At 62.9% G+C, this 10,792-nt stretch carries 14 protein-coding genes and 1 pseudogene; 6 read left to right on the top strand and 9 right to left on the bottom strand.

Annotated features, from left to right (window positions below; translation table 11 throughout):
* Window positions 1-148 (top strand): annotated as a pseudogene (locus tag AC04SH_RS05570) (IS5/IS1182 family transposase); the annotation flags it as partial.
* Window positions 149-427: 279 nt separating this feature from the next.
* Window positions 428-652, top strand: coding sequence for a hypothetical protein (locus AC04SH_RS05565; RefSeq protein ID WP_488574239.1), 225 nt, complete (start codon window positions 428-430; stop codon window positions 650-652).
* A gap of 65 nt (window positions 653-717) precedes the next feature.
* On the opposite strand, the gene AC04SH_RS05560 is transcribed toward AC04SH_RS05565, so the two are convergent.
* Genes AC04SH_RS05560 through AC04SH_RS05545 form a run of 4 tightly spaced genes read right to left on the bottom strand, consistent with a single transcriptional unit; the run spans window position 718 to window position 3,431 of the window.
* Entirely contained in the window at window positions 718-1,086 is a 369-nt protein-coding gene (locus AC04SH_RS05560) for a helix-turn-helix domain-containing protein (RefSeq protein WP_436262185.1), read from the bottom strand.
* On the bottom strand, window positions 1,087-1,605 hold the full coding sequence (locus AC04SH_RS05555; protein ID WP_488574238.1) for a Smr/MutS family protein: 519 nt from the start codon (window positions 1,603-1,605) through the stop codon (window positions 1,087-1,089).
* Window positions 1,602-2,702: a murein transglycosylase A gene (gene mltA, locus AC04SH_RS05550; protein ID WP_488574237.1), complete on the bottom strand. Its 1,101-nt coding sequence runs from the start codon at window positions 2,700-2,702 to the stop codon at window positions 1,602-1,604. The genes AC04SH_RS05555 and mltA overlap by 4 nt, the downstream gene beginning before the upstream one ends.
* A 24-nt stretch (window positions 2,703-2,726) precedes the next feature.
* Window positions 2,727-3,431, bottom strand: a complete 705-nt coding sequence (locus AC04SH_RS05545) for a Tim44/TimA family putative adaptor protein (RefSeq protein WP_488574236.1) — start codon at window positions 3,429-3,431, stop codon at window positions 2,727-2,729.
* Between the two features lie 198 nt (window positions 3,432-3,629).
* On the opposite strand from AC04SH_RS05545, the gene AC04SH_RS05540 reads away from it, so the two are divergent.
* Together AC04SH_RS05540 and secB are read left to right on the top strand one after the other, a co-directional pair.
* The gene (locus tag AC04SH_RS05540) at window positions 3,630-4,130 is read left to right on the top strand and encodes an FxsA family protein (RefSeq protein WP_488574235.1); all 501 of its coding nucleotides are present in this window, start codon (window positions 3,630-3,632) and stop codon (window positions 4,128-4,130) included.
* A gap of 125 nt (window positions 4,131-4,255) precedes the next feature.
* Entirely contained in the window at window positions 4,256-4,756 is a 501-nt protein-coding gene (gene secB / locus AC04SH_RS05535; protein WP_488574234.1) for a protein-export chaperone SecB, read from the top strand.
* Between the two features lie 90 nt (window positions 4,757-4,846).
* Here the strand turns inward: secB and dnaQ are convergent, their stop codons facing one another.
* The 5 genes from dnaQ to AC04SH_RS05510 all read right to left on the bottom strand — a co-directional run bounded on the left by dnaQ (window position 4,847) and on the right by AC04SH_RS05510 (window position 8,797).
* Window positions 4,847-5,551, bottom strand: coding sequence for a DNA polymerase III subunit epsilon (dnaQ, locus tag AC04SH_RS05530; protein WP_488574233.1), 705 nt, complete (start codon window positions 5,549-5,551; stop codon window positions 4,847-4,849).
* A gap of 125 nt (window positions 5,552-5,676) precedes the next feature.
* The gene (gene coaE, locus AC04SH_RS05525) at window positions 5,677-6,261 is read right to left on the bottom strand and encodes a dephospho-CoA kinase (protein WP_488574232.1); all 585 of its coding nucleotides are present in this window, start codon (window positions 6,259-6,261) and stop codon (window positions 5,677-5,679) included.
* Between the two features lie 13 nt (window positions 6,262-6,274).
* Window positions 6,275-7,102 (bottom strand): shikimate dehydrogenase, encoded by an 828-nt coding sequence (locus tag AC04SH_RS05520; RefSeq protein ID WP_488574231.1) that lies wholly within the window; start codon window positions 7,100-7,102, stop codon window positions 6,275-6,277.
* Window positions 7,095-7,694 (bottom strand): Maf-like protein, encoded by a 600-nt coding sequence (locus AC04SH_RS05515; protein ID WP_488574230.1) that lies wholly within the window; start codon window positions 7,692-7,694, stop codon window positions 7,095-7,097. Before AC04SH_RS05515 ends, AC04SH_RS05520 begins: the two co-directional genes overlap by 8 nt.
* Before the next feature lie 281 nt (window positions 7,695-7,975).
* Window positions 7,976-8,797, bottom strand: a complete 822-nt coding sequence (locus AC04SH_RS05510) for a pyruvate, water dikinase regulatory protein (protein ID WP_488574229.1) — start codon at window positions 8,795-8,797, stop codon at window positions 7,976-7,978.
* A gap of 400 nt (window positions 8,798-9,197) precedes the next feature.
* Between AC04SH_RS05510 and hemE the strand changes: the two genes are divergently transcribed.
* Together hemE and hemJ are read left to right on the top strand one after the other, a co-directional pair.
* Window positions 9,198-10,229, top strand: a complete 1,032-nt coding sequence (gene hemE, locus AC04SH_RS05505; protein ID WP_488574228.1) for a uroporphyrinogen decarboxylase — start codon at window positions 9,198-9,200, stop codon at window positions 10,227-10,229.
* Window positions 10,229-10,777, top strand: coding sequence for a protoporphyrinogen oxidase HemJ (hemJ, locus tag AC04SH_RS05500; protein WP_488574227.1), 549 nt, complete (start codon window positions 10,229-10,231; stop codon window positions 10,775-10,777). The genes hemE and hemJ overlap by 1 nt, the downstream gene beginning before the upstream one ends.
* The last annotated feature ends 15 nt before the right edge of the window (window positions 10,778-10,792 follow it).

The raw sequence follows: 10,792 nt of genomic DNA, 5'->3' as shown, positions 1-10,792 counted from the left end.
GCGAAACCGCATCGAGCGCTTCTTCTGCAAACTCAAGCAGTTCCGCAGGGCCGCTACCCGCTTCGACAAGCTTGGTCGAAACTTCCTCGCAACTCTTACCCTCGCCTCCCTAAGGATTTGGCTGCGACACGTTGAGTCCACGCCCTAGGATCCATTCCGTGACATCGATCAAGACCGCCGCGGCGCAGGAAAAGGCCGAGCGCGATTTCCTGCCTGGCAGTGGATTTTTTGCACCGCCGCGACGCTCGTAGTTCGCGGCATGGATCCTCGGGGTCTGCGCGTCCGCTTCGCTTCCGCTCCGCCCGTGGATGACGAAAGTCAGGGCCTCCCGAACCGCCCTCCAAAAAAATTTCACAGTCACCATGAACCAGACCGTCTCCGCCGGCGACACACAGCCGTAACCAGAACCCAACCACGGAGACTTCCAATGACTTCTTTCCTGCGCGCTGCCTTCCTCGCCGCCGTCGCACTGTCGTCTCTGGCCGGATCGGCCATGGCAGATCAGACCATCACCTGTTCCAACACCCAGACCAACGACTGGTGGGCTGGCCGTTGTTGCGGCGCCGGCGACTCGAGCTGCCTTGGTCACGAGGGCCATGGCCACGACCATCACGACAATGGCGGCCGTGGTAGCACTGCCGGCAAGAAGTGATGCAACGTCTCGCCGGCGATCGCCTCTCCAATTGAGGCGAACGCCGGCAAGCGCCTCATGCCATCCTATCCAGTGCGTCCAAGCGCCGCCCGGATCGACGCTGTGATGCGGCGAAGCTCGGCTTCGTCCAGCTTCTCGATGTTTTCGGCCAGCAGATTGGCAAGTTCCGTCGCGGCTGGGCTGAGTCCCGACGTGTCGAGCTTTACCCTCGGGTGGGAGGCCTCGGCCAGCCGCGCCAGCTCCTCGGCATCGTCCCAGATAACGTTGAAATAGCCGATGATCTTCTGGATCAGCGTCCAGGTCGGCGCGCCGCGGCGGCCATGTTCCAGCGCCGACAGATAGGCGGCGGAAACACCGATCGCCTGCGCCATGTCTTTCTGGCGGACGCCGCGCTCGGCTCGAAGCGCCCGCAGTTTTTCCCCAAAAGGCGTCATTTAGCGTACTCGCCGAAGCCGGACATAGAGCGCGCCCGATCCGCCATGGTTGCGGGCGGCGTGGTCGTGGCTGGAGACCAGCGGCCGGAAGGCGGGCGTCGACAGCCAGGCAGGCACGGCACGCCGCAAGACGCCGTCGCCGCCCGATGACGAACCTTTTCCCGTAATGATCAGGACATAGCGGATGCCGCCGGCATGCGCCCGGTGCAAAAACGAAAACAGCAGCGAATAGGCCTCGTCCTGCGTCATGCCGTGCAAATCGACGCGGCCCTCGATCGGCAGCCGGCCCTTCTTCAACTTGTCCAGCGTCGGCTCGTCCAGCGCATGCGAAACATGTTGCGCCTTCGGCTTGGCGGCAGCGACCGGGCTGACAGCGACCGGCGCCTGCGCCGGCTTAGGGTCGGCGACGATGTCGGGGATGTCTACCGCCGTCCGGCCCTTCAGCGGCCGGGCGGTCCGCGCCACCAGGTTCCACAACACCCGGTCGTCCTCGCTGAGTCTATCGGGGCGCTTGCTCATCGATTCGTCTCCGAAACGAGAGCTCTTGGTACCAGCGCATAGAAATCCGCCTCGTTGCGCACGACCCCAGCGATCTCGCCGGCGCCATCGCCTGAACCGGCAAAGAGATCGCCCCGCGCCGGCCCGGTGATGGCCGAGCCGGTATCCTGCGCGATCATCAACCGCCGGAACGGCTTTTGCGTGAAGGCGGTCAGCGACGGCGCATCGATGTAGAACGGCGTGCCGAATGTGTGCAGCAGCCGGTCGACGGCGAGCGAGCGGCCCGGCGTCAGCGGCACCTTGGCCGCAGCGATCGGACCGAGCGTAGCGTCGTCGACATCGGCTTCGCGAAAGAAGATGTAGGAGCGGTTCTGCCAGAGGATCTCGTCAATGCGGTCGGGATGCGCCCTGAACCAGGCGCGGATCGACTGCATCGTCACCTTTTCCAGCGGGATCTCTCCGAGATCGGCGAGGATCTTGCCTGGTCCCGTAAACCGTTGGCCCGACTTAGCGGCATAGGTGACGCGGCAGAGCCGGCCGTCGGTCATCTTCAGCCGCGCCGCGCCCTGCACATGGATGAAGAAGGCATCGACTTGTTCCGCAAGCCAGGCGATTTCGAGGCCTTTGCCGGCCAGCGCGCCGCGCTCGATCTGGCCACGGTCGAAATACTCGACCGGCCCCTGCGGCGTGTCACGGGCGAAGGCCAGATACTCGTCCATGCCCTCGGGACGGTTGGCGCCGTCGATGTCGGTGAGATCGCCCGGCCGCGCCAAAAGCGGCACCGTGAATTCTTCCGTGCGCACCGGCGAGGCCTCGACCTCCGGTTCGTAGAAGCCGGTGACCAGACCCGCATTGTCAGCCTGAACCTTGGCTGGAACGAAATGACGCTCGAAGAAATCCTTGGCCGCCGACCGATTCGCCGGCGAAATGGAACGCGCCTCGTCATAGGCGCCGGCGAAGGCGTCGAACCGGACACCGAGCGAACCGGTGCGATAAGGCTTGTTCAGGATATGAAAGGCCGAACGGCGGAAGGCTTCGAAGGCGGCAAGGTGATCGTCCGCAGCCCAGCCGGGAAGATCATCAAAGGATTTCTCGACGAAAAGGGACGATAGCGACACCGTGGCCCCGCCAATGTCCAGGATTCAGTCTTCTTCCTCGGTGGCGACCAGCTTCCAGTTCGGATCGCGCGAGGGTGTGTCGCGGGCGAAGGTCCAGACATCCTTGACCTCGGCCACCGTCTCGGGATCGCCATCGATGACAGCACCCGCCTTGTCGCGGGTCGCCGAAATCAGCTCGCTGACGATGCGCAGCGTGATGTGGGCCTCGCCACCCTTCATCTCGGCCGAGACGATGTCGGCCTTGTCGATGCCGACGAAGGAGGACTGGATCTTTTCGGCTTTCGCCTCGCGGTCGCCTATGGCGGCGACGAAACCATCAAAAACCTCACGCGACAAAAGGTTCTTCAGCGTTTTGCGGTCGCCATCGGCATAGGCCATGACGATCATCTCATAGGCCATCTTGGCGCCGTCGACGAAACCCTTCGGGTCGAAGGACGGATCATTGTCCTTGATCGTGCGCAGGCCTTTGTTCAGATCGGTGTCGGGCTTGGCGAAAGCGTCGATGGCCGCATAGGTCTCGGCAGCCGTCTCGCCCGGCAGGCGCTTGCGCGGCAGTGAAACCACATTTTCGGGCTTTTGGGTCGCGTCCTTGTCGTTGCGGCTGGCCGTATAGGGATCGAAGGGCGGGCGTTCGCTGCCCGTGCGGCGGCCGAGCACGTTGCGCAGCTGGAAAAAGATCACCACTGCGGCAATCAGAAAGAAAATGGTGCCGAAGTCGAAGAATCCCATATCTTTCGCCAATCAATCCCTGACCTGGCCGGGACCGCCGGCCAATCCTGGTCGCGGTCGCATAGCGTTCAACATGCAAAGCATATAGAACGCATGGCGCAATCATTCAAATCAAAGGCAGGCATACCTATCTAACGGCCTCAGTGCCAGCGGCGATTGTACGCCGTCCGGCAAAACATGGAAACGATCGGTCAAGACTTGCGCATTTCCTTCCTCCCTTTGTTCCTGCTTTCGCTGCCGTTGCTGGAAATCGCCGGTTTCGTCATTGTCGGCCGCGAGATCGGGGCGCTGGCCACGGTCGGCCTCGTGCTGGCTTCCAGCATTGCCGGCGTGCTTATGCTCCGGCACCAGGGCTTTGGCGTCATGGCGCGGGTGCGCGCCGAGATGGCCGGCGGCGGCGACCCCAGCCGCCAGCTCGCGCATGGCGCCATGATCGTGGTCGCCGCGATCCTTTTGATCATCCCCGGCTTCATCACCGACATTATCGGCCTGTTGCTGTTCCTGCCGCCGGTGCGCGATTTTGCCTGGCGCCGGCTCAAGGGCCGCATCGTCCTGGCCACCGATTTCACCGCCAGTGGTTTCCGTAGCAGGTCGCGCGACAAGGTCATCGATCTCGACGACGGCGACTATTCGCGCGAGGACGATTTCAAGCGCGGTCCCGACCACAATTCGCCGTGGCGGCGGCTGAAAGACGACTGAGATCGTTCCGTCTTGATCCTTCCGGTGACAAGGCGGCAAACCTTGTCTTGTCATGCCGACCATGCTAGCCAACGCCCGATTTCAATTCGGTCAGCGCTGCTGCCCAGGCAAAAGGATCAAGGCTCATGGCCAGCAAAGATGACGCGCCGGTCGGCGCCACAAACGGCAACGGCGAAACGGCACAGCCGTCGCTTAACGTGCTTGCCCAGTATGTGAAGGACCTGTCCTTCGAAAGCCCCGGCGCGCCGAACTCGCTGCGCGGCCGCGACAAGGCCCCCGGCATCGCCATCAACGTCAATGTTAACGCCAACCCGCTCTCCGACAAGCAGTTCGACGTCAATTTGACGTTGAACGCCAAGGCCTCCTTCGACCAGGAAGTGCTGTTCAATGTCGAGCTGGTCTATGGCGGCGTCTTTTCCATCGCCGGCTTCCCGCAGGAACACATGCTGCCGATCCTGTTCATCGAATGCCCCCGGCTCCTGTTCCCCTTCGCCCGCCAGATCATCGCCGAAGCCACCCGCAATGGCGGCTTCCCGCCACTGATGCTCGACCCGATCGATTTCGCGCAGATGTTCCAGCAGAAGCTGGCCGAGGACCAGGCGGCCTCGAAGGTCAAGGTGAGCTGAGGGTTCGCCACTATGGATTGAAAAGCCCGGCCTTGTGCCGGGCTTTCTATTGGAGAGGGGGCGTGACGGAACGCTAGCTCTCCGATCTGTTTACCCCGCCGCCACCTTCAGCCACAGCGCCTTTTCACCCAGCGTCGCCACCAGACCCGCATGCGCCGCACGCTCGCCCTCGGTCAGGCGTGGCGGCAGGGCGATCGGCCGGGCGCCGATCGAGATATCGATGTCGGCGACGTCACCATTGCCATTGACCTGCACCGCCACCGTTTCGAGGATCAGCGCCGCCTGCTTGCCGCCGATGAGCTCGATGTAGACTTCGGCCAGCAGTTCGGAATCGAGCAGCGCGCCGTGCTTGGTGCGGTGGCCATTGTCGATGCCGTAGCGGCGGCAGAGCGCATCGAGCGAATTGGGACCCATCGGGTGCTTGCGCCGCGCCAGCGCCAGCGTGTCGACGACGCGCCCGGTGTCGATGACCGGCTGGCCGAGCCGGCCGAATTCGGTGTTGAGAAAGCCGATATCGAAATTGGCGTTGTGGGCGACGAGCTTGGCGCCGTCGGTGAAGGCCAGCCATTCCTCGGCGATTTCGGCAAAGGTCGGCTTGCCGACCAGGTCGGCGGCGCTGATGCCGTGCACGGCCTGCGCCTCGTGATGGACGGCGCGCCCCTGCGGATTGATGAATTTGTGGAAGGTGCGGCCGGTCGGGAAGCGGTTGACCAGTTCGACCCCGCCAAGCTCGATAATGCGGTCGTCGCGCATGTCGAGGCCGGTGGTTTCGGTATCGAAGATGATCTCACGCATCGAATCAGCTCACTCCTAGGGGAGTAGAATCATAGAGCGGAACAAAATGGCAATGGGCTATGCCGACAGCCTGCCGTCAGGAGCCTGATGGGCCGGACTTATCCCCCGGGAGTTGGCTAGCTGGTTCAGCGCTCGGAAAGTTCGGCGATGATGGCGCCGACCGCTGCACGTGCCGCCTCCATCCCTTCACCCGTGTCGATGACGAAATCGGCCAGCCGGCGTTTTTCAGCGTCGGGCACCTGCTTGGCCAGGATCGCCGCCAGCTTTTCCTCGCTCATGCCGGGCCGCGCCAGCACGCGAGCGCGCTGGATGTCGGCCGGTGCGGTGACGACGACGACCTTGTCGACGCGGTTGCGGCCGCCGGTCTCGAACAGCAGCGGAATATCGAGCACGACCAGCGGCGCGCCGGCGGCGCGGTGTCTTGTCAGAAAGACTTCGGCATCGGCGCGGACCAGCGGGTGGATGATTGTCTCCAATGTCTTCAGCGCGGCGGCGTCACCCAGCACCCGCGCACCTAATTTCGCACGGTCTACGACGCCGGACACTGTGGTGCCGGGAAAGGCTGCTTCGACCAAGGGCGCAGCCTTGCCGGAATAAAGCCGATGCACGGTCTCATCGGAATCATGCACTGGCACGCCGGCGTCGGCGAACATCTTCGCCGTCGTCGACTTACCCATGCCGATCGATCCGGTGAGGCCGAGCACGATCATCACTTTGCGCCCGTCATTTGGCGACGATGTCGGCGACGATCATCTGCCGCAATTCCGGCGTGACCTCCGGTCTCTTGCCGAACCAGCGTTCGAAGCCAGGCACCGCCTGGTGCAGCAGCATGCCGAGCCCGTCGACCGTCTTCAGATTTCTCGCGCGGGCGGCGGCGAGAAGCGGCGTCTCCAGCGGCACATAGACAATGTCGGCGACAATGGCGTGGCCAGGCAGGCCTGCCGGATCGGCGGCGAGCGTAGCATCGCCATGCATGCCGAGCGCCGTGGTGTTGACGAGCAGACCGGCATCGCCAAGCAGGTCGCCGACCGCACCATGCGCTGTAACGCCGGCGCCGAAGCGGTCTGCCAGTTCCTGCGCCCGCGCCAGCGTGCGGTTGACCATGCGGATATCCTTGACGCCGCGCACTTTCAGCGCGTGGATAACCGCGCGCGAAGCCCCACCGGCGCCGAGCACTACGGCGGGACCGTTTTTGTCCCAGCCCGGCGCGTGCTCGTCGAGATTGCCGGCAAACCCGAGCCAGTCGGAATTGCCGCCCCACAGCAGGCCGTCTTCCAGCCACAGCATGTTGACGGCGCCGATCATTTCCGCCGCTTCGTCACGGCGCTCGACCCGGGCGAAGGCGACTTCCTTGTGCGGGATGGTGACGTTGCCGCCTTGAAACCCATTGGCATGGAGCGAGGAGAGGAACTCGGGAAAATCAGCCGGCGCGACATCGATCGCCCGGTAGCTGCCGTCGATGCCGTATTTCTTCAGCCAGTAGCCATGGATCTTCGGCGAGCGCGAATGCGCGATCGGGTGGCCGGTGACAAAAGCTTTTTTCTCAACCATCGATGGCTCCCAGCGCCCGCAATTCCTTTAGCACCGGCAAGAGCGGCAGGCCGACAATGGTGAAATAGTCGCCTTCGATCTTTTCGAACAGCTGGATGCCTTCGCCCTCTATCTGGTAGGCGCCGACGCTGGCCAGCGCCTTGGCGCCGACATGGGCCAGGTGCCGGCCGATGAAAGCCGGGTTGAGCTTGCGCATGGTGAGACTGGCGACGCCGACATGGCGCCACAGCACAGCGCCGTTTCGGCAGAGCACGGCGGCGCTGTTCAGCTGATGGGTCTTGCCCGACAGCGCCAGCAGATGTCGGCGGGCGCCTTCCATGTCGGCCGGTTTGTGGAACACTTCATCTCCCAGTGACAAAGTCTGGTCGCAGCCGAGCACCAGGGCGCCAGGTTTGCGCTCACTGACCTCGGTAGCCTTGGCCTCGGCGAGGATCAGGGCGACATCTTCCGGCGACACGCCGCTATCCTGCAACGGCGCCTCGAGTGCACGCTCGTCGACCTCGGCCGGGACGGCTTCGATGTCGAGCCCGGCATTGACGAGCATGGCTTTGCGGAACGGACTGCCGGAAGCGAGGATGATTTTTTCGGTCATGTAGCACTCGGCGCAGATACAGGGACGGTTGGAGTATTGGGCGTTAATCCGCAACGTTGACGCCGCCCCTCATTGTCCTGCCGGACATTTCTCCCCGTATAGTGACGGGGAGAAAGGGCAGCTTCGGTCCACGCGCCACCTCTTGCCACGCTGGTGATTGGCGAAACCATCGAAGGCAGCGCCCCTCTCCCCGTCACTGTACGGGGAGAGGATGCCAGCAGGCAGGTGAGGGGCAGCGCCGAACCTCCACCAGGAAGAGCGCAAACTCATTCTTCGCTCATCTATCTATTCTTCCCCCGCAGGGCAACGATCGCTGCGGCGGTCTCCTCGATCGAGCGGCGGCTGACGTCGATCATCGGCCAGTTGTGGCGGGTGCAGATCTGGCGGGCATAGGCGAGCTCTTCGGTGATCAAGGCGCGGTCGACATAGTCGGTCGCTTCGTAAGTGCTGCTGTTGCCGAGGATGCGGTTTTGCCGGACATGCGAGATGCGCTCGGCGGTGGCAATCAGGCCGACGATCAGCGGCTTGCTGGCGCTGACCAGGCTTTCCGGCACCGGCACGCCGAGCACGATTGGGATGTTGGCGGTCTTGATGCCGCGGTTGGCGAGATAGATGCTGGTCGGCGTCTTCGATGTCCTGGAAATGCCGATCAGAACGATGTCGGCATCATCCATGTTGGCAGGCAGCTGGCCGTCATCATGCTCCATGGTGAAGTTCAACGCATCGATGCGGCGGAAATAGTCGGCGTCGAGCACATGCTGGGCGCCGACGCGGCGGCCGGCCGGGGTGCCGAGATAGGACTGGAAGACGGTCAGAACCGGCTCCAGCACCGAGACGCAGGGCAGGCCCATCGCGGCACAACGCTCGTCAATGCCGCGCGCCAGCTTCTGGTCGACCACCGTATAAAGAATGATGCCCGGTTCCTCCTCGATGTCCTCGAACACTTTCGCCACCTGCTTTTCGGTGCGGATGAGCGGGTAGATGTGCTCAATGGCGCGCGCATCCTTGTATTGCGCCGAGGCTGCCCGGCCGGCCGCCAGCAGCGTTTCGCCGGTGGCGTCGGAAATCAGATGCAGGTGGAAGAAGCTCTGGGGTTTGTTCACAGGGGGCACCTGGGGCTGTGGGCTTGTGTGGATAAGCAGGGGCCGGAAAGGCGACCGGCTGAGGCGACTGTATCAGAAGGCGGGTTGTCCACAATTCGGTGCGCTGTCGGCTTCGTCGGGCGGCTGGGGACAAATCTGGGGACGGGGGTTTTTGCCAGCGCTTCATCCACAGAGCCGGTTTTGCGAGGCTGGCGTCAAGCCCTTGACTCCAGTGATGGAATCCCGGTCATCCACACTCTCCGCCAATCCCCTGAGAGAAGCACGCGACAATATGCTGGCTGGCCTTTTCGAGGGCAAAGCGGGACAGGTGACAACCACCACAACCAACAGACTCTTAGAATCAGAAGATTCTAGAAATAGACTATTTAATTATAAGAGAAGGCAGGGAAGAGAGCGCTCAATGCCCGAGAACCGCATCATGCTGGACGTGCTGAGAGGCAAGGCAGCGTTTCCGCCGCCACTCTGGATGATGCGTCAGGCCGGGCGCTATCTGCCGGAGTATCGCGAGACCCGGAATCGCGCCGGATCCTTCCTCGATCTCTGCTACAATCCGGACCTCGCCGTCGAAGTGACGCTGCAGCCGATCGAACGCTTCGGCTTTGATGCCTCGATCCTGTTCTCCGACATTCTGGTCGTGCCGCATGCGCTGGGCCGTGACGTGCGCTTCGAGGAGGGCCGCGGACCGCTGCTGACGCCGATCACCGCGACGGAGATTTCTGCCCTCGACGGCGAAACGTTTCACGTGAATCTCGAACCGGTCTACGAGACGGTTCGCCGATTGCGGGCAAAACTGCCTGACGAGACGACATTGATCGGCTTCTGCGGCGCGCCGTGGACAGTGGCGACCTATATGATCGCCGGCCATGGCACGCCTGACCAGGCGCCGGCCAGGCTGTTTGCCTATCGCGAGCCGGTGGCGTTCCAACAGCTTTTGAAAGTACTCGCCGATCATTCGGCGGCCTATCTTATCCGTCAGATCGAGGCCGGCGCTGACGTAGTGCAGATTTTCGATTCCTGGTCCGGTGTGCTCGACGATGCGTCGTTCGACTTGTTCTGCGTGCAGCCCGTGGCGGAGATCGTCCGGCAGGTGAAGGCGGTCCATCCAGACGTTCCGATCATCGGTTTTCCCAAGGGCGCCGGCACCCGCTACCAAAACTATCGTGAGAAGACCGGTGTAACGGGGCTGGGGATCGACTGGACGGTACCCCTGGACGCGGCGAAGGCATTGCAGGCCGGTGGCGCCGTGCAAGGCAATCTCGATCCCTTGCGGCTCGTGGCTGGCGGCAAAGCTCTGTCCGATGGCGTCGATGCGATCCTCAAGGCGCTGGGCGACGGGCCGCTGATTTTCAATCTCGGCCACGGCATCACGCCGGAGACGCCGGTGGCGCATGTCGAAGCTATGGTGAAGCAGGTGCGGAGTGCGACACGCTGATGGCTCATTCAGACAACACGGGTAACGCTGCCAGCGGCATGGGTCAGGCGATGATGCGCATGACCATCGGCATTGTTGTCCTGGTGGTTCTCACCGCACTTCTGTTTCTTGTCGCGTCTGACGATTTCTATCCTTGGGCGAAGGCGATCCATATCCTTGCTGTCATCGCCTGGATGGCGGGCATGCTCTACCTGCCGCGGCTGCTGGTCTACCACGCCGATGCCGAGAAAGGCTCGGTTCAGTCTGAAACCTTCAAGGTGATGGAGCGGCGCCTGCTGCGCGGCATCATCAATCCGGCCATGGTCATCACCTGGGTGTTCGGCCTGTGGATGGCCTGGAAGATCTTCGGTTTTCACGGCGGCTGGCTGCACGCCAAGATTGGCTTGGTGCTTCTGTTATCGGGCGTGCATGGGTATTTGGCGGGCGCTGTCCGCAAATTTGCTGAGGATCGCAACGAAAAACCGGCGAGGCACTGGCGGATCGTCAACGAGATCCCCACATTGCTGATGATCGCCATTGTGATCCTGGTTGTGGTCAAGCCGTTTTAGGCGCTTGTCTGACGC

It is taken from the genome of Mesorhizobium sp. CNPSo 4688 (assembly GCF_057784295.1).
The sequence above is the reverse complement of the archived record's forward strand: the minus strand, read 5'-3'. Positions and strand labels throughout refer to the sequence as shown.